This window comes from Methanohalophilus halophilus (assembly GCF_001889405.1).
Taxonomy (GTDB): domain Archaea; phylum Halobacteriota; class Methanosarcinia; order Methanosarcinales; family Methanosarcinaceae; genus Methanohalophilus; species Methanohalophilus halophilus.
Genome location: NZ_CP017921.1, coordinates 1,612,106 through 1,637,224 on the forward strand (window position 1 = coordinate 1,612,106; position 25,119 = coordinate 1,637,224).

25 protein-coding genes are annotated in these 25,119 nt (G+C 34.4%); 14 read left to right on the top strand and 11 right to left on the bottom strand.

Annotated elements, in window-relative coordinates; genetic code table 11:
* Window positions 1-97: 97 nt before the first annotated feature.
* Window positions 98-373, top strand: coding sequence for a hypothetical protein (locus BHR79_RS08345; protein WP_072561897.1), 276 nt, complete (start codon window positions 98-100; stop codon window positions 371-373).
* Window positions 374-504: 131 nt separating this feature from the next.
* Here the strand turns inward: BHR79_RS08345 and BHR79_RS08350 are convergent, their stop codons facing one another.
* The 7 genes from BHR79_RS08350 to BHR79_RS10565 all read right to left on the bottom strand — a co-directional run bounded on the left by BHR79_RS08350 (window position 505) and on the right by BHR79_RS10565 (window position 5,996).
* Window positions 505-1,173 carry a VPXXXP-CTERM sorting domain-containing protein gene (locus tag BHR79_RS08350; RefSeq protein WP_072561898.1) on the bottom strand — a complete coding sequence of 223 codons (669 nt, stop codon included), beginning with the start codon at window positions 1,171-1,173 and terminating at the stop codon, window positions 505-507.
* Window positions 1,174-2,137: 964 nt separating this feature from the next.
* Window positions 2,138-3,724 carry a NosD domain-containing protein gene (locus BHR79_RS08355; protein WP_072561899.1) on the bottom strand — a complete coding sequence of 529 codons (1,587 nt, stop codon included), beginning with the start codon at window positions 3,722-3,724 and terminating at the stop codon, window positions 2,138-2,140.
* A gap of 253 nt (window positions 3,725-3,977) precedes the next feature.
* Window positions 3,978-4,145, bottom strand: coding sequence for a hypothetical protein (locus BHR79_RS10560; protein WP_157198650.1), 168 nt, complete (start codon window positions 4,143-4,145; stop codon window positions 3,978-3,980).
* A 174-nt stretch (window positions 4,146-4,319) separates the two neighbouring features.
* Window positions 4,320-5,141 (bottom strand): CRISPR-associated endonuclease Cas1, encoded by an 822-nt coding sequence (gene cas1 / locus BHR79_RS08360; RefSeq protein ID WP_083433068.1) that lies wholly within the window; start codon window positions 5,139-5,141, stop codon window positions 4,320-4,322.
* Complete coding sequence (locus BHR79_RS08365; RefSeq protein ID WP_240632182.1) at window positions 5,138-5,500, bottom strand: HepT-like ribonuclease domain-containing protein; 363 nt, start codon at window positions 5,498-5,500, stop codon at window positions 5,138-5,140. The genes cas1 (BHR79_RS08360) and BHR79_RS08365 overlap by 4 nt, the downstream gene beginning before the upstream one ends.
* Window positions 5,487-5,786, bottom strand: a complete 300-nt coding sequence (locus BHR79_RS08370; protein WP_072561900.1) for a nucleotidyltransferase family protein — start codon at window positions 5,784-5,786, stop codon at window positions 5,487-5,489. The genes BHR79_RS08365 and BHR79_RS08370 overlap by 14 nt, the downstream gene beginning before the upstream one ends.
* Before the next feature lie 51 nt (window positions 5,787-5,837).
* A complete protein-coding gene (locus BHR79_RS10565; protein ID WP_157198651.1) occupies window positions 5,838-5,996 on the bottom strand; it encodes a hypothetical protein in 159 nt (52 codons plus the stop codon).
* Window positions 5,997-6,184: 188 nt separating this feature from the next.
* Between BHR79_RS10565 and BHR79_RS08380 the strand changes: the two genes are divergently transcribed.
* Window positions 6,185-6,832 carry a CRISPR-associated endonuclease Cas1 gene (locus BHR79_RS08380; protein ID WP_083433069.1) on the top strand — a complete coding sequence of 216 codons (648 nt, stop codon included), beginning with the start codon at window positions 6,185-6,187 and terminating at the stop codon, window positions 6,830-6,832.
* A 166-nt stretch (window positions 6,833-6,998) separates the two neighbouring features.
* Window positions 6,999-7,661: a hypothetical protein gene (locus BHR79_RS08385; protein WP_072561902.1), complete on the top strand. Its 663-nt coding sequence runs from the start codon at window positions 6,999-7,001 to the stop codon at window positions 7,659-7,661.
* A 95-nt stretch (window positions 7,662-7,756) separates the two neighbouring features.
* Here BHR79_RS08385 and BHR79_RS08390 read toward each other — a convergent pair whose 3' ends face one another.
* Complete coding sequence (locus tag BHR79_RS08390; protein WP_072561903.1) at window positions 7,757-8,470, bottom strand: phospholipase D family protein; 714 nt, start codon at window positions 8,468-8,470, stop codon at window positions 7,757-7,759.
* Between the two features lie 630 nt (window positions 8,471-9,100).
* Here BHR79_RS08390 and BHR79_RS08395 point away from each other — a divergent pair.
* From BHR79_RS08395 to BHR79_RS08405, 3 genes are all read left to right on the top strand, one after another.
* Window positions 9,101-10,003 carry a hypothetical protein gene (locus BHR79_RS08395; protein WP_072561904.1) on the top strand — a complete coding sequence of 301 codons (903 nt, stop codon included), beginning with the start codon at window positions 9,101-9,103 and terminating at the stop codon, window positions 10,001-10,003.
* A 118-nt stretch (window positions 10,004-10,121) separates the two neighbouring features.
* Entirely contained in the window at window positions 10,122-10,700 is a 579-nt protein-coding gene (locus BHR79_RS08400) for a hypothetical protein (protein WP_123130992.1), read from the top strand.
* Window positions 10,678-10,959, top strand: a complete 282-nt coding sequence (locus BHR79_RS08405; RefSeq protein WP_143743547.1) for a hypothetical protein — start codon at window positions 10,678-10,680, stop codon at window positions 10,957-10,959. Before BHR79_RS08400 ends, BHR79_RS08405 begins: the two co-directional genes overlap by 23 nt.
* Before the next feature lie 75 nt (window positions 10,960-11,034).
* On the opposite strand, the gene BHR79_RS08410 is transcribed toward BHR79_RS08405, so the two are convergent.
* On the bottom strand, window positions 11,035-11,811 hold the full coding sequence (locus BHR79_RS08410) for a DUF2971 domain-containing protein (RefSeq protein WP_072561907.1): 777 nt from the start codon (window positions 11,809-11,811) through the stop codon (window positions 11,035-11,037).
* Window positions 11,812-12,084: 273 nt separating this feature from the next.
* The gene (locus BHR79_RS10570; protein ID WP_091828960.1) at window positions 12,085-12,273 is read right to left on the bottom strand and encodes a hypothetical protein; all 189 of its coding nucleotides are present in this window, start codon (window positions 12,271-12,273) and stop codon (window positions 12,085-12,087) included.
* Window positions 12,274-12,538: 265 nt separating this feature from the next.
* Between BHR79_RS10570 and BHR79_RS08415 the strand changes: the two genes are divergently transcribed.
* The 7 genes from BHR79_RS08415 (at window position 12,539) to BHR79_RS08445 (ending at window position 23,534) form a co-directional block, all read left to right on the top strand.
* Complete coding sequence (locus BHR79_RS08415) at window positions 12,539-13,897, top strand: FxLYD domain-containing protein (RefSeq protein WP_072561908.1); 1,359 nt, start codon at window positions 12,539-12,541, stop codon at window positions 13,895-13,897.
* A gap of 338 nt (window positions 13,898-14,235) precedes the next feature.
* Window positions 14,236-16,032, top strand: coding sequence for a right-handed parallel beta-helix repeat-containing protein (locus BHR79_RS08420; protein ID WP_072561909.1), 1,797 nt, complete (start codon window positions 14,236-14,238; stop codon window positions 16,030-16,032).
* Between the two features lie 319 nt (window positions 16,033-16,351).
* Window positions 16,352-17,704, top strand: a complete 1,353-nt coding sequence (locus tag BHR79_RS08425) for a hypothetical protein (protein WP_072561910.1) — start codon at window positions 16,352-16,354, stop codon at window positions 17,702-17,704.
* Window positions 17,705-17,915: 211 nt separating this feature from the next.
* Window positions 17,916-20,276, top strand: coding sequence for a DEAD/DEAH box helicase family protein (locus BHR79_RS08430; RefSeq protein WP_072561911.1), 2,361 nt, complete (start codon window positions 17,916-17,918; stop codon window positions 20,274-20,276).
* A 96-nt stretch (window positions 20,277-20,372) separates the two neighbouring features.
* Window positions 20,373-21,596 carry a restriction endonuclease subunit S gene (locus BHR79_RS08435; RefSeq protein WP_072561912.1) on the top strand — a complete coding sequence of 408 codons (1,224 nt, stop codon included), beginning with the start codon at window positions 20,373-20,375 and terminating at the stop codon, window positions 21,594-21,596.
* Window positions 21,597-21,640: 44 nt separating this feature from the next.
* A complete protein-coding gene (locus BHR79_RS08440; protein ID WP_244888350.1) occupies window positions 21,641-23,143 on the top strand; it encodes a class I SAM-dependent DNA methyltransferase in 1,503 nt (500 codons plus the stop codon).
* A 70-nt stretch (window positions 23,144-23,213) separates the two neighbouring features.
* Entirely contained in the window at window positions 23,214-23,534 is a 321-nt protein-coding gene (locus BHR79_RS08445) for a hypothetical protein (RefSeq protein ID WP_072561913.1), read from the top strand.
* A 23-nt stretch (window positions 23,535-23,557) separates the two neighbouring features.
* Here the strand turns inward: BHR79_RS08445 and cas1 (BHR79_RS08450) are convergent, their stop codons facing one another.
* Window positions 23,558-24,262: a CRISPR-associated endonuclease Cas1 gene (gene cas1, locus BHR79_RS08450; RefSeq protein ID WP_234970400.1), complete on the bottom strand. Its 705-nt coding sequence runs from the start codon at window positions 24,260-24,262 to the stop codon at window positions 23,558-23,560.
* 151 nt (window positions 24,263-24,413) lie between these two features.
* On the opposite strand from cas1 (BHR79_RS08450), the gene BHR79_RS08455 reads away from it, so the two are divergent.
* Window positions 24,414-24,968, top strand: coding sequence for a hypothetical protein (locus tag BHR79_RS08455; protein WP_072561915.1), 555 nt, complete (start codon window positions 24,414-24,416; stop codon window positions 24,966-24,968).
* Window positions 24,969-25,119: the final 151 nt, after the last annotated feature.

A 25,119-nucleotide genomic window follows, 5' to 3' on the forward strand; every position in this document is an offset into this window, starting at 1 on the left:
TTAAGCCTGCAGGGCCAGAAAGGTTACTGAGGAAGTTAATCATTGGTTGAATAAACGTGCTCAATACAGGAATAAACAGCATACATGAAGTGCTATATTGCTCCTGAAGACAAGAGAACTGGCTCAACATCTTGTTGGCAAACGCAAAACTGTTGATTTCATGTTTCCTGTATATGAAATTGAAAGACAGGACAATATGGAAATCAGGCAGTTGATTCTTGACATTTCCTATGTTGAGTGGAAAAAACTGGGGTTTTCAAAGGGTACTTTGCACTACATAAAACAGAATGCCAAATATGGTAAACCGTTTGGTTTGAATGCTCATGTGAGGGAGAGGTTGGATGAGTGGGATAAATTGGGGTGCGCTCATTAATGAATAAAGTTTACTATTAATTGAATTTAGTAAAATGTTGTATATAGATTAAACCAGTATGCTCCGAAAGTACAATTGGTATAAAAAAGTAAAGAGGAAGCAAAGTTACTACCTCTATTATGAGTACTCAATTATTCATCTTCTCTTCTGAAAAACAACACTAGTGCAATACCCAGAATACCGACGGTCAACAACGGTGTTGCAGTAGGTACGTCAAAGTTAGGCTGTGGGTGTGGAACCGGTTGCTCTGGTGTTTCTTCTGGTATAACAGTGCATGTCATATTGGTATCTGGGTTTGACCATCTAGCCCAGTCATCAGGGAAATTTTGCTGTTCACTGCTTGAATGCTCGGGCCAAGTTGCTTCTACGTTAGCAGCCCAGCAAAAAGTTTCACCTTCACCACCCAATAAATCCTTGTCAACTGTTATTTCGTAATGTGTTGCATTTACTTCTCCAATAACATTCATACCATCAGGTAACCCAGATGGAGCTGACCATCCTCCGTTGTATTCCTTGTATACGATACCTTCAGCAGGACTGCGTCCAAGCATGAAAGTCTGTGAACTGTTGTTTATCACAATCTGGGCTCCTGTTGACCAGTGTCCATCAATTTCACTGAGGTTCACAGTCCATTTCATATTATCCCCATCACTTTCAAGTGTCAGGTCAACACCAAATTCCTGTGCTGAAAAATCACTTTCATTCCAGCTTTGTGCTGAAGTTATTCCAACCATTGCAACTATAAATATCAGAAATAAAGTTGCAAACATACCTATTTTTTTTACTGCTGTTTGATACACACAATAACCCCCTATTTAATTTTATATACCACAAGTTGGAGTATATATTACAATGTGTTTTTAGGAATAAAACTTTGAGAACGTATAGTTAGAACTATTAGTTAGAATAAAAGTAGTGTAGCATAAATCGTTACCACATACATAAGTTCCTATGCAAAAAAGACCTTCATAATAATTAAAATAACTTTTGCAAAAATAATTCAGAATAAATTTAAGAGTTCCGTTTTTAATAAATAGAAGTATTGAGAACAAAGGATTTTTCATCCAATGTTCTCAATACTGTACCACCACTCCCACTCAACAGCTACCACTAAACTGCTGAGTCATAGTGAGAGTTCCCAAACTCTCACCAATTGAAGCTTGAGTTTGCCTTCTATATAAGCTAAATGGATATTAATATTGCAATAACTTTTGAATTTTTGATACTATCAAAAGTTTAAATTGCCAAAAAAGAATGTTAGTTAATCCTATTCCCAGTCGATATATCCTAAATTAACTAAAAAAGTGACCATAAAGTGTATATACAATAACCATCTTTATTACAATTATTAAATGAGCGGGTAGTATCCAATATCTTTTTCTAGTACCCCCCACTCCCCACTACCCGCTCATATCACCCCACAGAAAAATAAGACGGGATTATTACTTTAGTACTAAGTCCATGTCTTATTCAAATATATACTCTTTGTTTCGAAGGATAAATAGGGTATAAAAAAACTAATTTCCGGAAATAAATTTTATGATTTGGAAGATTTAAAGACAATTCCAATGAATTGTAAGAGTTCCGTTTTTCAGAGATACCTATATCCCCGCACCTTTTTAAAGAGTTATAGGTAGGAGTGAAAAATGCAATCCTTCAGATAAATTCTGGAAGTAACCAGATTCTCAAGAAATCAACAACTTTATTAAAAATAACTGTTTATGATTTAGAAAAAAGGAAGAGAAAATGAATTTCCTTCCTCATTTAATCCTCTTCTCTCCTCAGCAACAATACAACAGCAAAACCCAGCATTCCAATAATTAACAAGGGATTTGCTGTCGGCACATCGAAATTGGGTTGTGGATGAATTACGGGCCCCGTTTCTTGTTCTACCAATGTCAATGGCAGGTAATCTGTATTATTTGCATCTATGTCAAATTGAGAATCACAGAATCCATCTAAATTTGTATCATTGCAAGTTTGGCTATGTCCTGTGCCATTGGGGTGTGCCCAATAGTTACCACCTATATTAGGGCCGTTTACGATGTTTGGACCAGACATTTTGGTTACATTCCAGATGTAATTTGTGCTACTGGCATCTATTCCAATATTGTTCGTATTGTTGAAGAAATTATTAAATATTGTATTGTTATCGCTATATGAAAATTGAATGCCAGATTTATTGTTATTACAGATAACATTACCTTTCAATATATTATTGTTAGAATAATATACTTCTATACCGTGATTGATATTATTTGACACATTATTATTAGTCAGTATGTTATTGTTACAGAAATAATCAATAAAGATACCATAAGTGTTGTCAAATACATTATTGTTATCCAGTATATTGTTGTTGGATTGTTCATACAGTTCAATACCGTCATCACCACTATTGAACACAGTATTGTAATTCAGTTTGTTATTGCAGGAATTATAAAGATAGATGCCACTATAGCTGTTGTTTGACACACTGTTGTTAGTCAGGATGTTATTGCTAGAATAATAAAGGGCGATTCCGTCATAATCGTTGTTGTATGATGCAATATTACCATCTAGCGTATTATTGTTGGATTCATAGAGTTCAATGCCATACTCCTTGTTGTTCGATGCATTGTTATTGATCAGTGTGTTATTGCTGGATCCATAAAGATCGATGCCAATATAGTAGTTGTTAAATGCTTTGTTGTTGATCAGCATATTGTTGTTGGATTGATCGAGTAAGATACCATCATAATCGGTGTAAGATGCAGTGTTATTATTTAGCATATTATTGTTGGAATAATAAATGTAGATTCCATAATAATTGTTGTAAAATGCGTTGTTGTTTATCAGTGTGTTATTGCTGGATCCATAAACTTCAATGCCATACTCATCGTTGTTTGATGCAGTATTGTTGATCAGTGTGTTATTATTGGAATAATAAAGATTGATGCCGTCATAGTTGCTCGATACTTCATTATCACTAATATTGTTATTCCGGACTTCATCAAGATATATTCCAATTTTATAGTTTGTAGCACCTGTTATATTGAAACCACTGATTGTCACGTTATCTCTGGTCACGTTAAATACGTGGTCGTCCGTAAAAGCAGCCTGAACTTTGGTATCATCAGGATTCCCGGATTCTGATATTATGGTTACTGATTTGTTAACGTCCACATTCTCGTTATATGTACCCGAATAGACAATAATCGTATCCGTATCGTTCGCAGCGTTTATAGCTGCCTGTATCGTGGTGTAGTTGCCAGATCCACCGCCACCAACATTGAGTGTAGCTGCTGTTCCTATTCCTGATAAAATTACAAACAATAATGTTGCTATTGCAAGATATTTTTCCACTCCCATTAGAATACCACCAAATTTTCCATTCGCGTACAGATGATTAGACTATTAATTACTTAATCTAATATTTAATAAATAGAAATAAGAACTAATGGTTATGAACATCAGTTCTAATTACAGGTCTGTATAAAGCAATCTATGATAGATTTTCTTCAATATTGGAATACAATACATCGATTTTCAATGCATTGTGTACATCCTCCATCTCTTAAAACAGCCTATTTATGAATAAAAAAAATAAGTAAGGAAGTAAATTTCACTTCAACGAGTAAATCCCCCCATCCCTTACAATCCTCTCAATATTACTATTTACAGCATCCAGCTTCCGTGATACTACATCAATTACTTCTTCATGCTTGGTAATCAACATTTCATTCTTCTCTTCAAGTTCACTTATCCTGTTTGCAAGCGAATCAAATTTCATATCTGAATATTCCGCACACGCATCTGGGCATGCTTCAGGGGGCTAAATAAGGAAAATGATCAAAGAAATTGGTGCAGAAAATCTCATTCCAATACATACTGAAAAACCAGAAATGCTTTTCGAGGAAAACTCATGAAGTACTCCATCCTAACAGCACTCAGCCTTCCCAACCAATTAATCCCACTGATTGAGTCTCTCCCTAACATGAGCATTCAAAGTAAACGGTTTTTCAGATTTGGCATTCTGTTTCATATAATGCAAAGTACCCTTTGAGAACCCCAATTTTTTCCACTCAACATAGGAAATATCAAGAATCAACTGCCTGATTTCCATATTATCCTGTATTTCAATCTCATATACAGGAGACATGAAATCAACGGTTTTGCATTTGCCAACAAGGTGTTGAGCCAGTTCTCTTGTCTTCAGAAGCAATATAGCACTCCATGTATGCTGTTTATTCCTGTATTGAGCACGTTTATTCAGCCATTGATTAACTTCCTCAGTGACCTTCCGAGCCCCTGCAGGCTTAAGCCTTAGCGCATAAGTTTCTGTTCGGATGAAATCCTGTTTTTCCATTGCTCCTTTCTCAACCAGTGAAAACACAGCCAGATCAACAATAAACCTGAACGGTTCCTGTAAATCATAAGCAAGACTGTTTTTGCTCGAACTCATCTCATGCAGAAACCCAACATGAGGATCTAGGCCAACCGAGTTTATGGCCCTCAGACATTCCGCCTCAAGCAGAGAATAGCCATAGTTGAGCATGACATTGACCTTATCACCTGCTGCAATAGGTCTTCTGTATTGGTCCGATCTGGCACAAAAATCATAATCTGCTGGTATGGATTTTGCAAATTCGTTCCAGTATTTCCAGGCAACTCCACCCTCAACCCCCATTAGACCTCTAATTGTACCTGCCTTGTTTAGTTTCTCAGCATCTTCCGAAAAATCAAACTTAATCCCAGGATATCTCTGGGTTAAATTTTTTCTGCTCAATCTATCTCAACTAGAATTGTCTGGATGGAATCCCTTAAACCAATCAGACGATTGCCAACAACATCCCACACAATCACATAATCGATTCCGAAATAACCATGAGCTAAGCGGTCCCGCATACCGACAATCACCCGCCAAGGAATGTCAGGATAACTTGCCTTTATCTCATCAGGCAAATTCTTAGCGGCTTCACCAATGATTTCAATATTCTTCACAACTGCCTTCTGGGTTTTCCTATCGTTGATAAATTCAGTGAAGTCCATCCCTGAAGTGAAATCTTCAATCTCATCAATCGCTTCAACGATGTCAGTTAAAAACAACCTGTACTCACGCATGAAAAACACCTCATGCATGCGCATAAACTACTTCTGAAAAAATCCTGCTTTTCAATTCATCCCTAACGGCACGTTTCGAGATGATATCTACCTTTGACTCGAACTCGTCTTCAAGAAAAATTCCAAGAGCTGCGAGATCAAAAAGATCCGCACCTTTCTCAAACTCAACAAGGAAGTCAATATCGCTGTCGGTTTTGTATTCATTCCTCACCACCGACCCAAAAAGGCCTATTTCCTTTACCTTATAGTTCTTTTTCAATTCCGGAAGCAGCTCATCCAGTCTTCCCAGAATAATATCCCTTTTGATCATATTAATTTCCTTATGAGATCTCTGATACACATTTTGGAGGGTCTTTTTATATTATTGCTTTGGTTGGCGTTGTCTGAACACTCCCATGAATTCATTAATTGGAGTTGCCAGTATTTCAACTATTAGTTTTCCACTAAAATAGGAAACATCAAGAATAAAGTGGCTGGTTTCCATGTTGTCCTGTCTTTCAATTTCATATAAAGAAGACATGAAATCAACGGTTTTCTTTTTACCAACAAGGTGGTTGAGCCAGTTCTCTTGTCTTCAGGAGCAATATAGCACTCCATTTATGCTGTTTATTCCTGTATTTAGCGCTTTTATTCAGCCATTGATTAACTTCCTCAGTAACCTTCCTAGTCCCCGTAGGCTTGAGCCTTAGCGCATAAGTTTCTGTCCGGATGACGTCCTGTTTATCCATTGCTTCTTTCTCAACCAGTGAAAATACAGCCAGATCAACATATTTTCAAAAAAGTTGCTATTCTGTACTAAAAAGAAAGAGACATTTTACTAGTGGTCTTGATGTTCATGTAGGTTTCTTACATGAAATGAATCCAAGTAAATACAGTTTAGCCTATGATCTACAAGAGCCTTTTAGATTCCTTGTGGAACTTACAGTTCTGAACCTGATTGAAAGAGATGTTATGGATAAACAGGATTTTATCAGAACTGAGAACTATGGTTTAAGGTTTAAACCGACTGGTGCTAGAAAATTAACCTCTGAGTTTAACGTTATGTTAAACAAAGGTTTAACGTATAAAGGTAAAAACTCATCATGGAGTTCAATCTTGTTGTTGAAAACAAGAGAACTGGCATTTTATCTTACTGGCAAAAGGAAGAAGTTGGAGTTTGTCAATCCAGTCTATAAGGTTGAAAGGGATGATTCTGAGGAGTTGAGGCAGAAGATTCTTGATATGTCTTATTCTGAATGGAAGAAAATGGGTTTTTCTAAGGGTACTTTGCATTATATGAAACAGAATGCTAAGTCTGTTAAGCCGTTTACTTTGAATTCTCATGTAAGGGAGAGGTTGAAAAATTTGGGATGCTAAGTAATGATTAAAATTTACTAAAATTTATTACCATTAAATTTATTAAAATTTAATGTATGCAGTAAATCAATATTTATAATTCTATAAATAAACATAAAAATGCTGAAAAGATTGGTGCGGGGAGAAGTACATTACATAAGATCAAATGGAATTTTAGGAGACAAATATGGAATGGAAAGTTGAATTAACAGGCGACAATAAAACTTTAGAGCGATTATCGTTGGTATTTAATGAGGAAATCGCGATATTTAAAGAGGATGAGACTTATTTATTGACCGCAAATCAAATTAATTCAACAAATGACCACATAATTGCTAAATCTGAAGTTCAAAAACTATTAGATAGAATTAACTCATTAGCAAAAATCTGTCTTAATATCTCTGAAAATGTAGATTACACTTTCATATATTATGTTGATGAAAAAGGACATAAACACTACTTTTCGAAACCTGTCGGTGTTACCTTAACATGTCGATATGATATACAAGAAGAAATAACTCGCTCTGATGGGACAATTGAGGTATACAATCCAGCGGTGAAAATCAAAGATTGGATTGATGTCGCAGATGGAGACGTTTGTGTTAAGAAAATACTTGGTCTTATACAGCACGATTTTAGTTCGTGGGAAGGCTTGTATAAAGTCGTAGAAGTGTTACAAAAAGACGACGAATATCCTCCAGTAACGAGAAATGGAAAGTACTATAAAGATATTAAGCTTTTTAATCATACGGCGAACTCATATCTAGCCCTCAAAGAAAAAGCAAGACATGCTAAGAATGACACAAATCCTCCAGAAAAGCCTATGGAATTAATCTACGCACAAAATTAGTAAAAAATATTCTTATTGAATGGCTGGATGAAAAAAGGAATAATATTTGATATTGAATCCTCATACAATGAAGAGATTCATTCTAAAAAGAAGAATCAAAGAGGTAAGTCTAGTTTTCCTTTATATTTTTTATAACAGTTATAGCAAATGGGTTTAAGTTTGCTGGATTTTGTCTCAATGCCACAAACATGACATACGTTCTCTTGATAATCTTCATTGCCGTATTTACTCCATGTCATAAAACAATCTTTGCAATATGGATGTAATGGATCTAGTTTTATTTTATTTTCGCACCTGATGCAAAAACCACTATCTGAAGACTTGTTTTTTTTGCTGTTTTCTTTTTTATCATCTTTACGAGCCACTTTTTCAACAGTCACTTTCACTTCTTCACTAATTCTAAACAAACGTTTAGCTTCTTCATTTATAGCATCATATAACTCTGGATCTGTCTCTTTGGAAACATATATCCCCATTTCATTGTTGTTTTGCTGAGAAAATTCATAGAGGTTCATGGAAGTTACCAATGCCTCTTTTTCATTTAAGTAGCATTTAGCATGTAAATTTTTACAGAAACCAGTTCTCACATAATCCAAATTTCTCAACCAATTATTCTCATCTGGTTGAAGCTCATTTTTTCCATAGATAACTTCAGTATTAATTTTAATCCGATTTTTATCTTCAATTAACTCCCTAATTCGTTCATTAATCTTTAAAAATGGACTAATCAAAATTAATTTCTCATCGGCACTTTTAATGATTTCTTCTAATTTGAAAGAAACTCCCGTTGTGGTTAAAAACTTAGGCATGTATTAAGATTTGAAATTCTATTATATAAAATATGTGAAGTTATAATAATGAATGGTCAATACAAAATTGGAATTACAAAAGAAATTGTTAGAGTTCCGTTTTTCAGAGATACCTATATCCCCGCACCAAATTCTTGGGTTATAGGTAGAATTGAAAAATGCAACCCTTGAAATTTTTGAACGCTGTTTGCCGTTAAAATATGTGTATTATTTAAAAATCATTGAATTTTAAATTATCTTCTACAAATAAATACTGCTGGATCTCTTCCCAACTTTGCAAGTCTAACTACTTTAATTTTCACATAATTATCTAAAAGGATAATCCCCTGAGTATTACTCACCACAAGAAAACGCAAAGGGGATTTGATTGTATTGGGACGTTGATTTGACGTTGACAACGGGATGATTTTGGAAGAACCTTTTATATTACGGCTTTGTAGAAATCCTCTATTATTTTTACTCGGAGCTATCGATGGAATCACGGAGGATTTCATCTGTCTTGAATAGGGGGGAATTGAGTTCATTGAAGGTTAATACCATGATTAGCACCTTTATTAGTGGAAGAATAAATTAATGTGAAAACAATTCAAATGTATTACGATGTATTAAGAGTTTCAATTTGGTGATGCAATGGATTCAGATGAAAATAAAACTACTACAAATGTAATTATGTTTGCCCCAAATACGTGGGGAGAAGTATTAAAGTTTAAACATTTTGCCCATCCAACCTATAATTTCTATCCATATGGTTTTTCAGAACTTGTTGGGGTTGATGGTCATTTTGAAAAATATACTGTTTTAATCGGTATTGCCAAACGCTTGGTACCAAGATTAGCTGAAGATGAAGAACAATTAACAAAAAACGGATATTCTACTGCTATTCATGCAAAAGAATTAACAGTAATTATTGAGGCTATTTTTTGCGAATTTTATTCTGTATTAGATTGCACTCGACAAGTAATCCATACTATCTATGGTAAATATCGAGGTGCCAATGTAAAAAAGACTTCAAGGCTATTCAAGAATGCAGCAGATGAGAAAATTGATGAACGGGTACCAGTGGAAATAAGAAAAGCGTTGGCTGAATCTTATGGAGATTGGTTTCCAAGATTAAGAGATATAAGAACTGCTATTGTACATTCTGGTATTGGTTTTTGCAGTGAGAGTAAAGATGGTAAAATATCCTATTTTCATGATGAGCTTGGAAGAAAAAACGGCAATGTCCTTGCAGTAAATGATATTTTTGAGGATATTTCAATATATGCAGAGAAAGTTAATATGTTTATAGGATGTGTTTTTCATACTTTAAATCAAACTCTGGATGACGTTGATACGATTCAAACTTGTGGGATATTTGGAAGCTTCATCTATCAAAGGTCGGTTTCTCCCTATGAAGCAAGAGATTTTCATAGCGGAAAATGCAAGTCATACGAATCTTTTGAAAAGGGGGCTATGCCAAGATGTCCTTTTGCAGGTACATGTGGAGCCTACAAAAGAGTGTTGGAACAAAGAAATAGTTCTAATGAAAAATGAATACATTAGTAGATATATTTTGTTCAGCTGTGACAGAAATAATAATGGTGATCCATAATTACTTTTATATGAATCTACATAGCATAAACTTTAATAGATTCAACATGGTGTTGGTGACATGAATAAGAAAATTAGAATGTTTATGTTTTTAATATTTTTAGTATCAGTAATTTTCGTTTCTGGTTGTGTATCTGATTCAGATGGAGATGGATATGCAGATGACAAAGACGCATTTCCTGAGGATGATAGGTACCATTCAGATTATGATAGAGATGGATATGCAGATGAAATAGATGAATACCCAACGGAATATTATTACCATATAAAATGCTCTAATTGTGGTGGAGATGGCATAGTAACAAAATTAACTACTAAAACTGTAAGGTTCAATATTGACGCAGCGAGTATGGAAAATACAGGATTTTTTAATCCGAACTATTTTTTCTATATAACAGTTACTAATATAGATTCACATGAAGGCACTTTTGATGTTATTGGCTATGCAGAAGACAATGGTGTAAAAATGTGGGAGGATAGTAAAGGTTTCTTTATAGGTTCTGGTGAAACCCATCAATTTATATTGAATTATGATGCAGACGAAGAGATGGATTCATTCGATTACGATGTAATAGCTCCTACATATGTACAAAAAGAAGAAGTAACATGTCCAAAATGTGGGGGTACAGGAAAGAGATAATATTTGTTTTTCCATGTATTTAATCAATCAGCCAGAGACCAAGTTTGAGGGCGATACTCGTATTCATAACAGGAAGTATATTGATATTGATGAGCAGGAGTTGGATGTTGTAAAGCCTCAAACATTTCTGGATGAGGAAGAAGTCAGACAATACATTCTTGATTTGACTCCTGAAGATGCTAAAAGGATTGGAATTAAACATAGGAGTGCTTTGGCATACTTGAAGAAAAAGGCAAAGGAAGGGGGAATTGAATTTTAGTGCTAGAAATGTGAAGAAGGTGATAAACTTCTTGAATTAAAGTTGAGATAAAATAGGTGAATCACTGTGAACTATTTATCTCAAAGACAGTATCTGTTTTGTTTCAATTAGCCCATTATAATCAATGGTACAATCTTTAAATGAAATTGTACCACCACTGTGATCATAATTTTCACAACTACTTATTAATTCATCTTTTAAATCTTCATATTTTTGTAGATTATTTGAGGCACTTTTAATTTCGGCTTTATTTTCAATATTATGATAAGGAGCACCAAAATAAACCTTGCTAACAGTGCCAATTTGATGAAGCCCTTCTTCTGCATTTTTCAAGAATCTATATTCATCTTCATGTGACCAGTTTTCCAATTTTCTTGTCATTATTTTTTCAACTGTGAGGTTATTTACACGAGTGAAATTTATATTATTATAGTCGACTTTTATTACTTTTCCACCTATATTCTTATCTTCATTGATTATGTTATCATTCTTATCAAGTTTTACCTCTGTTTCAATAGCTACCCCTTTAAACCCATTTGCATAATATCCCCACATTAGGGGACAACTTAAAGTTTCTTCTCCACTAAAAGAGCAAATAACAGTATTGTTTTTTTCGGAAAATATTTCATCCACTTTTTCAGGTCTATAAGTTGAAAATACTCCTTCCATTGGGTCATTTAAGTTCCACAGTTTTGAGCACCAAAATTCATTTTTTTTGAGTATATCTTGGATATATCCAAGCTCTACATCATTAGACAATGACCTGAATTTTAATAATCTTAGGGTTTCCATAAGAGTTTTCTTCCTTAAAACAAGTTTACTTTTTGAAAATGTATATTTTGTACTGTACATGGAGAAGTTCATAATATATAATTTATTTCATAGTTGTAACTTTATTTGTAAAAAAGCAAAAATCCTAGCGTACAAAAAATAGAAGATAACTATATCCCCGCACCAAATTCTTGGGTTATAGGTAGAATTGAAAAATGCAACCCTTGAAATTTGTTTTTGATCTCTAATTTTGTATTGACCATTCATTATTATAACTTCACATATTTTATATAATAGAATTTCAAATCTTAATACATGCCTAAATTTTTGACCACTACAGGAGTTTCTTTCAAATTAGAAGAAATCATTAAAAATGCAGATGAGAAATTTAAGTACTACAGTAATTTCATCGCCTTGCATAGATGTTGCTGGCAGATCTCTGCATACTACGGATTCTGCTGCAGCAGATGAAAGCATCGGTATTGTGACTGCTAACACCAAAAACATTATGCTGAGCATTCTTAAAGTATTGTTTCTTTTCATAATAAGTCCCCCCACATATAACCAAATTTGATAGAGATTTTTTACACACTATTCTAAGTTGCTCGTACTAATAGACTTTTGGAAAAAAGCATTCTGATTATTGTTTCTACTCTCTAGTTCCTATTAATTATTGGTACATGAAGAAGATATTAAATGATGAGTTTGTTGTTAATTGGTTGTGGGGAATATTATGAAAATTAGGAGTTGTTTTGTACTACTTTTTGTATTCTGTGTCTCTATTAGTTGTGCATATGGAAGCCCATTAATGGCACAATCAATCAATGAATCAAAAACAGATTATACAATACAATATAATAACTCGGTTTATAATCCATATGATTTAAATAACAATTACATTATAGAAATTTCAGAAATATCTGCAGCTGTGGATGACTTCCTTAATGGACAACTGTCTATTAGTGAAATTTCAGAACTTGTTGATTTTTTCCTATCAGGAGATGAATATGATATTCCTGTAGGTGAACCGGAAATACTGAGTAGCAGTTCATATATTGAATATGATGATTTTCATTTAGTTGGAGAAGTTCGAAATAATTTAGACCAAAATATTGAATATGTGAAAATTATTGGAACCTTCTACAATGAATATAATGAAGTAATTGGAACGGATTATACTTATACCGACATAGATATACTGAAACCTGGTCAAAAATCACCCTTTGAACTCACCACTTATCCAGACAGTTTTATTCCAGCTTCCTATAAACTGCAACTTTCCTATAGCACGACGTCTTCTGAACCCTATGAAAATGTAATCATAAAAAGTCATACCTCGGATAATGATGGTGATTATTTCGAGGTTGTAGGGGAAGTACAAAATGATGGTGAGGAAACCGTCGAATACGTAAAAATTATAGGTACTTTTTACAATGAAGATGACATCGTTATCGGAAAAGACTATTCATATACAACACTTGATATCATTACTTCCGGGGATACTTCACCATTTGAATTGAGTTCCTACCCTCAAACAATAAATCCTTCAAGATATGATCTTCAGGTTCGTGGAAGTGAAATTGAATATCAAGAACCGCTTCATGAACCGGAAATATTGAGTAGTAGTTCATATATTGAATATGATGATTTTCATTTAGTTGGAGAAGTACAAAATAATTTAGACCAAAATATTGAATATGTGAAAATTGTTGGAACCTTCTACAATGAACAAAATGAAGTAATTGGAATGGATTATACTTATACCGACATAGATATACTGAAACCTGGTCAAAAATCACCCTTTGAACTCAACACCTATCCAGACAGTTTTATTCCAGATTCCTATAAACTGCAACTTTCCTATAGCACGACGTCTTCTGAACCCTATGAAAATGTAATCATAAAAAGTCATACCTCGGATAATGATGGCGATTATTTCGAGGTTGTAGGGGAAGTACAAAATGATGGTGAGGAAACCGTCGAATACGTAAAAATTATAGGTACTTTTTACAATGAAGATGACATCGTTATCGGAAAAGACTATTCATATTCAACACTTGATATCATTACTTCCGGGGATACTTCACCATTTGAATTGAGTTCTTTCCCTCAGACTATAAATCCTTCGAGATATGACCTCCAGACGCAAGCACGTGTAGTGGATTGAGGATGTTTGTTAATAAACAGAATGTGTATTAAATGTTGTATTTCATTGTAATATTATAAATTTATGAAAAAACAACCATCTATCATCCATAACCAGTTTCTTTCTTTTTTTATTCATAAATAGGCTGTTTTAAGAGATGGAGGATGTACACAATGCATTGAAAATCGATGTATTGTATTCCAATATTGAAGAAAATCTATCATAGATTGCTTTATACAGACCTGTAATTAGAACTGATGTTCATAACCATTAGTTCTTATTTCTATTTATTAAATATTAGATTAAGTAATTAATAGTCTAATCATCTGTACGCGAATGGAAATTTTGGTGGTATTCTAATGGGAGTGGAAAAATATCTTGCAATAGCGACATTATTGTTTGTAATTTTATCAGGAATAGGAACAGCAGCTACACTCAATGTTGGTGGCGGTGGATCTGGCAACTACACAACGATACAGGCTGCTATAAACGCTGCGAACGATACGGATACAATCATTGTTTATCCAAGTGCATATAACGAGAATGTGGACGTTAACAAATCAGTAACCATAATATCAGAATCCGGGAATCCTGATGATACCAAAGTTCAGGCTGCTTCTACAAGTGACCATGTATTTGACGTGACCAGAGATAATGTGGCAATCAGTGGTTTCAATATAACAGGTGCCGCAAGTAGCTCTAAAGCTGGAATATACCTTGGTGGTGTACAGAATACTAATATCAATAATAATGAATTGTCGAATAATTCCCGTGGCATTTTTCTTGACGGTTCAAGATACAATAATCTGAATAACAACATTGCAAATTCTAACAAAGCTGAAGGTATTGAACTTTTGAATTCCAGTGATAATGATTTGATTGAAAATAATGCATCAAAAAACAATATTGATGGCATTTATATTCGCAAATCCAGCAATAACAACAATCTTATCAATAACACGGTATTGAATAACGGTTTCCGAGGGATCTATCTTGACAGTTCTAACAACAATATTTTGAACAATAATACAGTATTGGACACTGAAACCGAAGGAATATATCTTACTTCATCCAGTAATAATATTTTATCCAATAATAATGCATCTAATAACAAACGAGGAATCTATCTTGACAAGTCTAACGACAACAGCCTGAACAATAATAATGCATCAAACAACAATTTTCAAGGAATCTATCTTCGGAGGTTCAGCAATAATAACAAAATAACCAATAACAATGCATCTCACAACAATAAAGGCATCTATCTTGATGATTCTAGCAATAACACGCTGACTAATAACAATGTGTTAAACAGCAGCTTTGATGGAATTGAGTTTTCTTATTCCAACAATAACACATTGACCAACAACAATGTATTGTACACCGATGATGATGGCATCTATCTATCTAGATCCAACAATAATACGATAGACAACAACAATGCATCATACAACAGTTATGACGGCATCCGCCTTTTTGAATCCAGCAATAATACGATAGACAATAACAATGCATTTTACAACGGTGATGATGGTGGTTTTTATCTTTCTAGCTTCAGCAATAATAACACATTGACCAACAACAATGCATTGTACAACGATAAGAATGGCATTCGTCTTGCTCGTTCCAGCAATAACACACTGACCAATAACAATGCGTCTAACAACATTAATGATAATGGAATCTATATTTTTAGGTCTAACAATAATATATTGAAAGGTAATGTCATCTGTAACAATACTAAATATGGTATTGAATTGTCTAATGGTAATAACAACACGATATATAACAACTTCTTCAACAACACCAACAATATAGGGATAGATGACAGTACAGGAAACATTTGGAACGTTACCAAAACCCCAGGTCCAAATATCGTAAACGGCCCTAATATAGGCGGTAATTACTGGGCACACCCCAACGGTACAGGATATAGCCAAACTTGCATGGATTCTGATAATGATGGATTCTGCGATTCCCAATTTGACATAGATTCAAATAATACAGATTACCTGCCATTGACATTGGTAGAACAAGAAACTGGGCCCGTAATTCATCCACAACCCAATTTCGATGTGCCGACAGCAAATCCAATGTTAATTATAGGAATGCTAGGATTTGCGGTTGTACTGGTGCTGAGAAGGGAAGAGGATTAATTGAGGAAGGAAATTTATCTTCCTCTTCCTTATTTCTAAATTAAAAGCAATTATTTTTTAACAAAATAATTGATTTCTTGAGAATCTGATTACTTCCAGAATTTATCTTAAGGGTTGTATTTTTTACTTCTACCTATAACCCTAAGATTTGGTGCGGGGTTATAGGTATCCTAGAAAATAGATACTCAGAAATTTGGAAAGTTATATTTGATATTTTTGTTCATTTCATTTTTTATTTGAACAAGACTTATAATGTAGAAGTTTTAGACTTTCATTTTTTTAGGAAGCTTTATATTATATACCCCTATAAAATAAATCCATGTCTCATAATATTTTAGAAGATTTTCTTTCAAAGCTTTCTGAAAATAAAATAGACCATGAAATTGAACATAACGATGATGAATCACCAAAGATGCTTACTTTTCAAATAAAGGGTGGCAGAATGGATTATGATCTAAGATACCCTATTGATGATCATCTGTTAAATTTATTGAATGTTACCAATATTGAAAAAATTAACTTTATCCAAGATTATGAGGCAATTTGGTCATCTGATAGAAAAAATATAGAATGTGAAATTAATCTAATTAATGCCGATAATAGACCTGTTCCTACAAGTTTTTTGCTAAGACGACTTCAGATTTTTAGTGATGAAGATTTTGAAAAATCAAATGGTGAAGATTCAGAGAAATTGGATAGGATCTCATTTCCTTGCAAAGGAAATATAGATATTTCAATTGGAATTTGTTCTGATGAGTTCGCTATTTTACAATATGGTAAAAGAGATTCTTCACCGTTTTTATTTTCAAGAAAACGGGCAAATGGAGAGAATGTTGCATCTATAAGACATCCACTAACTTTGAAGTTATCAAATGTCGACGTAGAACAACATGATGATGCAGTAGATATTTTACGAAAGCTTGCAAACTCACTTTTTTTCCAAATTGATTTGTTGGTTGATGTTCCATTAAATTTAGTACCTCAAAGAGAAAATATGATTGAAAAACGTAAAAGAAGAATGAGACAACATTCACGTGTAAAAAATGATGCTAAAATAAACAAGTTGAAATATAAATATGATGACGAGCCCATCTCATCATATTGGAATGCAAAAGCTAATTCAAATATGCCTTTATTTCAATTTTTAGCATTTTATCAAGTTGTCGAGTTCTATTTTCCCATTTATTCAAAAATAGAAGTTCATAAGAAAATAAAAAATTGGATAAAAGATCCACGTTTTAATTCGAACTCAGATTCTGATCTCTCCAAAATAATTAACATAATAAAAATGTCAAAAATGTCTAATGCTTTTGGAAATGAAAAAGAGCAACTAAAATCAACTATTACTTATTGTGTAAGTGAAGATGAAATTAAAGATTTCTTAGAACTTGATGCAGCTCGAAAAAAATACTATGTAGATAGAAAAGGAAATAAAATATCTATGTGTCATTTTTCATATAGTAAAAAAACTCAAACTTTAATAGAAGAAAATCTCATAAATGAAGTAGCTGATAGAATTTATGGTATAAGGTGCAAGATTGTACATAGTAAATCAAATGAAAGCGAATATATTAATCCATTTTCCAAAGAAGTAAATCAATTGATTTATGATATAGAACTAGTTGAATTTTTAGCCAGAAAAGTTTTAATTGCAAGTTCTACATCCCTTTGAACACCAGTGAATATAAAATACTTTATTGTTAGTCATTTAAGACTGACTATTTCTTTGTGTATTTTATATCACTAATAATCATTTTTTACAATTTTAATATACTATTTTTGGTTTTTTCTAACACCATACACTATTTTGATATCAATTCTAACATAAGAATTTTATAATTTATTGCACAATTCTTACTGCACAATAATTTATCGATGGTAATATGGGTCACAACGAAGCAGACACCAGAGCGAAACTAATAGATCCAAAACTGCATGATATGGGTTGGAAAGAGGATCTTATCAGGCGTGAAACTACTGCTGGTGCTGTAGAAATAATAAATGGTGGACCCAGAAGAAAAAGTGGCAGAGCCGATTACCTTTTGTGTTTACCAGCGGAAAAAGGCCAAAATCCTTTACCTGTGGCCGTAATTGAGGCCAAAAAAGAAGATGAACATGCGGATATTGGTATTGATCAGGCCAAAGAATATGCCAGATATCTCAATATTCCTTTTGTTTTTTCAACCAATGGCCATCTGTTTGTTCAATATGATGATTTCAACAAGAGGGTTACTGATGTATTCCCTCTTGATAGTTTTCCGACTCCTGAATATCTCAAATCCTGCTATGAAAATGGTAAGGGTTTATCTCTTGAGGATGAATATGCTAAACCTTTGATAATTCCCTACAAGGGAGGACAAGCGGAAAGGCGTTATTATCAAGATGCAGCAATCAGAGCCGCTTTTGAAAAGATTGCTTCAAGGCAGGATAAATGGAATAGGGTTTTGCTATCCCTTGCTACAGGCACAGGTAAAACCAGAATTGCTTCTCAGATACTTTACAAACTGGCTGAAAGTGGGCATTTGAAAAGGGCCTTGTTTGTTTGCGATAGGAACGAGTTGAGAAGACAGGCTTATGGTAGGATGTATTCTGTTTTTGGAGACAATGTGGATTTTGTAGAAAACAAGAATCCTAAGAAAAATGCACGTATAATTGTCTCAACCTATCAGGCCCTTGGTATTGACGAAGAAGGAGATCAATCATTTTTCCTTGAAAACTTCCCACGAAATTATTTTAGCCATATCATCATTGATGAATGCCATAGAAGCGCATGGAATAAATGGAGTATTGTCCTGACAAATAATCCTGATGCTGTCCAGATTGGTTTAACTGCCACACCTAGGAAAATAGAAGAAAGCAATGCGGCTGGAAAGGGCAAGGATGAGGAAATCAGCCGTAACAATATAGAATATTTTGGTGAACCTGTATATGAATATCCATACCATAAAGGCCAAGAGGATGGATATCTGGCGGCCTGTGAGATTGTAAAGAGGCATCCTGACATTGATGATAGGATTCTCAGTGGACCGGAGATTGTTAATTTGGGTGCTCAGGATGCAAAAACTGGTAACCCATTAACCATCCATGATGCTAGAGATGCTTACGGAAAAAAGAATTTTGAAAGATCTATTATCTTGCCGGATCGAGTAAAGGCCATGTGTGAAGATTTGATGAAGATGTTTGAGCAGACCGGTGATGTCAGGCAAAAGACCATCATTTTTTGTGTGAATGATAAACATGCGGGTGATGTGGCAAATACCTTGAACAATCTCTATATTGAAAAAGGATTACCGGAGTGTGAAAAATTTGCTTTTAAGTGTACTCAAAAGGGTATTTCAGCAGGTACACTGGGAGAATCCCAGGAAATTTTAATCTCAAATATGAGGGGAAATAAGAATTCTCATTTTATTGCAACAACAGTGGACCTTCTGACCACAGGTGTGGATATTCCCTGTATTGAAAATATTGTTTTCTTTAATTATGTTAATTCACCCATCCAGTTTTATCAGATGGTAGGGCGTGGAACCAGAATTGATGAGGGTTTCAACAAATATATGTTCAGACTTTATGATTATACCAATGTCACAAACTTATTTGGTAAAGAGTTTATTTCAAGTCCTAAACCTGCTCCTTCCAAGCCTACTAAGAAAAAACAAGGAGAAAAACAAAAAATAGCCAGGGTACATGGCTATGATGTTGAGATCAAGGATGAAGGGACTTTTATCCTGATGCGTGATGATGTCACAGGTAAAGAAAAGCCTGTTACTGTTGAAGAATATAAAGAAAAACTGGCAGAGTCTCTTGTTGCTCAGGCCCAAGATATAGATCTCCTGAGGGAATTGTGGGTTAAGCCGGAGGACCGAAAACACCTGATATCAGCCCTGCCGGGTGGTACCCAGGGTGCTTATTTGCTGCGAAATTTGCTTGAATTGGATAATTGTGATATATTTGACCTATTCGCTGAGATTGGTTTTGGAGTTGCTGCCAAGACCAGAGATGAAAGGGTTGAGGCTTTTGGTTACAAAAATAGCGAATGGCTCATGTCTCTACCCTCTGACTCTTCAGAGGTGATAAGGGCGCTGGCAAACCAGTTCAAAGAAAACGGCATTGAAGAACTGGAAAGCAGGGATGTTTTCAGTGTGCCTGAGGTCAAAAATTCAGGTGGCATAAAGGCGCTTGGCAAAGTTGGGATCAAGGTGAATAACCTGATTACTGATGTAAAAGAACGTTTACTGGCTGCTTGAGCATGGAACTTAATCAGAAACTGTTTTATTCCTACTTGTTATATTGGTTCCAGACACACAAGGTTTTTAACATGAATTAACTGGAAGTTCTGGAAAATGGAAAAGGAAAAACTGCCTGTTGGATGGGAATGGAAGAAGATAAAAGACATTTGTAAAGTTGTTAGCGGCTCTACACCCAAAACTTCAGTTCCAGATTATTGGGGCGGAGATATACTTTGGATTACACCAAAAGACCTGAGTCAATTTGAAGGAAACACTATTTACAATACATCCCGTAAAATTACAAAAAAGGGATATGATTCATGTTCTACTACCTTATTACCGAAAGGTTCAGTTTTGATGTCAAGTCGGGCTCCAATTGGACTTTTAGCAATTGCTGGAAAAGAAATCTGCACAAATCAGGGGTTCAAAAGTTTTGTATGTTCTGATTCGATTTATAACAAATATTTATATTATTATCTAAAAGCAATAATGCCAAAAATAAAATATCAAGGATCAGGTGCAACCTTTTCAGAAATATCAAAAACCAAAGTTGAAAATATCAAAATCGTTATTCCCCCCCTCGCGACTCAGCAAGAAATTGTTGCTAAACTTGATAACCAAATGGCCGAAATTGAGAGGATAAAAAAAGAAGCTGAAAATGAACTAATCAATGCCAATAGCCTTTATAAATCTTATTTGATAAAGGTTTTTGAGAATAGTGGGAACTGGAATTTCATTAAAATAGGGGATATTTTCAGTACTAGATATGGTATATCAAAATCTTCTGTAAAAGATTCTTCTAAAACTTCAGCACTACGGATGAACAATATTACTTATGAAGGAAAATTAGTTACTGATAATATTACTTACTTGGACCTTACTGAAGATGAGTTTAATAAACATAAGCTAAAGAGACAAGATTTGCTATTTAACAGGACAAATAGTGCTGAATTAGTAGGTAAAACAACTGTTTTTGATAAAGATGAGGATTATGTTGCTGTTTCTTACTTAATCGTAGCAACTCCAAAAATAAAAGATATTAATTCTAAATTTATTTCTTATTATTTAAATACACCTTGTATGAAAAGATATTTTTTTGAAAATTGCAACCGAGCCATATCTCAAGCAAACTTTAATGCAACAAAGCTCTCCAACATAAAAGTTCCTGTTCCAGATTCAGAAACTCAAAATATAGTTGTCAATAAAATAGAAGGTATTAGCATTGAAATAGATAGATTAAAAGAATTTTTAACTAAACAAAATGAAACAATTAACCAACTACCTGCCTCCATCCTAAATGAAGTGTTCGGCAAATATGAAATCCCTGAAGAGGTGTGAATTTGGCTAAAAATAACAGTAGAAATATGTCTGATCAATCCAGCATGAATGGTTACATTAAGTCCATTTGTGATATTATGCGCAGGGATAATACAAAGGGTGCTATGGAGTATATTCCTGAACTTACCTGGATGATGTTCTTGCGGATTCTGGATGAAAAGGAAGAAGATGAACATCTTCAGAGTGAAGCCGTTGGGGAGATTTTTGAACCTTCTCTGAAATATCCTTATAGGTGGAGAGATTGGGGGAGTCCTGAAGGTAAGAAAAGGAAAGAACTTCAGGAAGGCCACATGGATGATTTCCTAAATTTTGTAAATGATGACTTAATCCCACATTTGAAGTCATTTGAAGAAAAAACAAATGCCACCAAAAGGCAAAAGATCATTTCCCAAATATTCAGAAACCTCACTCATACAAGGCTTGGAAGTGAAAAGAATCTGCTAGACGTTCTGGATAAAGTTGACCATCTAACGTCTGAAAACATAGATGATACTCACCAGTTCCCCTTATCTCAAATATATGAAGGATTACTGCTGAAAATGGGTGAAAAGAACAATGATGGTGGCCAGTTCTTCACACCAAGAGAAGTTATCAGGGCTATGATCAGAGCGGTCAAACCTGATGTCAAACACAATGGGGAATATGCAACATTTTATGACCCGGGCTGTGGCACAGGTGGCTTTCTTGCTGAAAATTACACATATCTAACCACTCCCGAAATTTCAGACCTGAAACTCAATGCTTCCGATTACAACCATCTCAAACATGATGGCTTTTGGGGTCTGGACAATAGTTTTACGGCTTTCCCTATAGCCCTTGCAAATCTTGTTTTGCATGGTATTGATCAGCCTCATATTGGTCTCAAAAACACCTTGAGTGGAAGAGAAACCTATATGGACCTGTTTGAAGGCGCTCCTTACAAATTTGACTATATCTTTACCAATCCTCCTTTTGGAGGTAAAGAGGGAGACGACTCAAAAGCCAACTTTGCTTTTAAGACAGGAAATACCCAGATCCTTTTCATCCAGCATATTATTGATCATCTGGCAGAAGACGGAACCTGTGCAATGGTCATTGATGAAGGAGTACTTTTCAGAACCAATGAAAATGCCTTTTTGCAGACCAAAAGAAAACTTCTGGATGAATGTAATCTTTGGTGTATCTTAAGCCTTCCACAAAATGTATTTGTAAATGCCGGTGCAGGGGTGAAAACTAATCTGTTATTCTTTACAAAAGGTGAAACTACTGAAAAAGTATGGTACTATGATATGTCTGATTTCAAAGTGCTTAAGAAAAATCCTCTGACAATCAATAAGTTTGATGATTTCCTCATGAGACTTCACTCTGATAAGGAAGAAGATAAGATCAGTGAGAAAAGTTGGTATGTAGATATTGATACTATCAAGAAAAAGGATTACGATATCAAAGCAGTTAATCCTAACATCAAAGAAAAAGAGATTCCCAAACCTGACGAATTAATAAAGATCATTGAGGAATCCCAGGTTAAGATCAATGAGAGTTTGCAGAAACTCAAGGAATTGACTTAACGTTTCCTTTTTCTTTAGTTCTTGCCACAACAGATAATACATATAGTTTCCATAGTTTTCTTTGATAAGTATGATTGTAACTTCTTGGAACAATGGTAAATTATCTGATTCAGGGGCTGGGTATGGTTTAAAGATAGATGAAAATGATAGGGATCAATATTTCAAAAAAGAGTGGGATAATGTAGAGTTGCAATTAATCAATTATCCACATATAGTTGAAGTTAATATTAATAAACAATCATTTTGGAGTGGAAATTGTAGGGAACTGATAAACAAAGATATTGGCATTTGGTTAATTGAAAATGGATTAGCTCCTTGGAAAAAAGGTCAGCCACCAAAATTAACGATGGAACCAATATCCAAAAATAGATTTTTAGTTAAACCTATTTAAAAAAATTCCAACATTGAAGACTATCAAATCTCCACTTTACTAACCAATTGAGCCCATTGATTGAGTCTCTCCTGTACATGTTTATTCAAAGTAAACGGTTTCCCAGATTTAGCATTCTGTTTCATATAATGTAGAGTACCCTTTGAGAAACCCAATTTTTTCCACTCAACGTAGGAAATATCAAGAATCAACTGTCTGATTTCCATGTTGTCCTGTCTTTCAATTTCATATACCGGAGACACGAAATCAACAGTTTTGTGTTTGCCAACAAGGTATTGAGCCAGTTCTCTTGTCTTCAGGAGCAATATAGCACTCCATGTATGCTGTTTATTCCTGTATTGAGAACGTTTATTTAACCATTGATTAACTTCCTCAGTAACCTTCCTGGCCCCTGTAGGCTTAACCCTTAGCGCATAGGTTTCTGTCCGGATAAAATCCTCTTTCTCCATTGCTCCCTTCTCAACCAGTGAAAATACAGCCAGATCAACAATAAACCTGAATAGTTCCTGTAAATCATAAGCAAGACTATTTTTGCTCGAATTCATCTCATGCAAAAACCCAACATGAGCATCTAAGCCAACTGAGTTTATGGCCCTCAGACATTCCGCCTCAAGCAGAGCATAGCCATAGTTGAGCATCACGTTGACCTTATCGCCTGCAGCAAAACGACTTCTGGCCAGATGTGTTCTTTGTTGACAGGAAAGCAGGAATATGTGGAATGTAACCAATAAGATTACAAATCCATATTATTCGATAATATGCTCGATATTCCAGAAATAGTCCTTTAATATTCCCAGAAATTCCCGGATATTCCTATTAAATTCTATAATATTCCAAGATATATTCAGTAAATAAACGAAAAATAAGAGAGGTTGTACTATGGAAGAATTCAAAAATTTGGTTTGTTCGGATTGTAAACATCAATTCAAATCGAACATTCAGACGAAAAAACCCAGGTGTTCTGCCTGTGGCTCGTATAGTGTCGTTGAAATGGATGGTGACATTCCTGCAATTGACATTTTGGACGAGTTGAAGAATGATATTGTAAAGGAAATGGAAGAGATTAATGACAGTATTGGAGAGGAATTACTGTCCGATCTGTCAGAGAACCTTGATCAGTTGAAAGAAGCTATCATTAAGGACGTGCATCGAACAAGTGATACTGACAGAAAGATACAAAATTACGAAATCGAGAATATGGTCAAGCAGGTTTATGGTGAACTTGTAGCTGAGATAAAGGGATTGCATGATGAATCTGGGAAACGGTCAGACATGAAACTTGATTCACTTGCAAACAGGATAAGTGAACTTGAAGAGAAGAATGATCTGTTGATTGCCAAGCATGAAGAGGTAATTGATGTTGTATCACGGAAACTGGATGCTCTGAACGGCAATATTGAGAAGATTGTAAGGGATGGGGGATTTACTCGATGAAGTGAAACTTACTTCCTTCCTTATTTTTTATTTACAAATTGGTTTTTTTAATAGATGGAGGATCAACTCTATGCATTGAAAATTCAAATTCGTAGAAGTATTTCTAACCACTCATTCCTACTATCATATTGCACAGTTTCTACAAACAAGA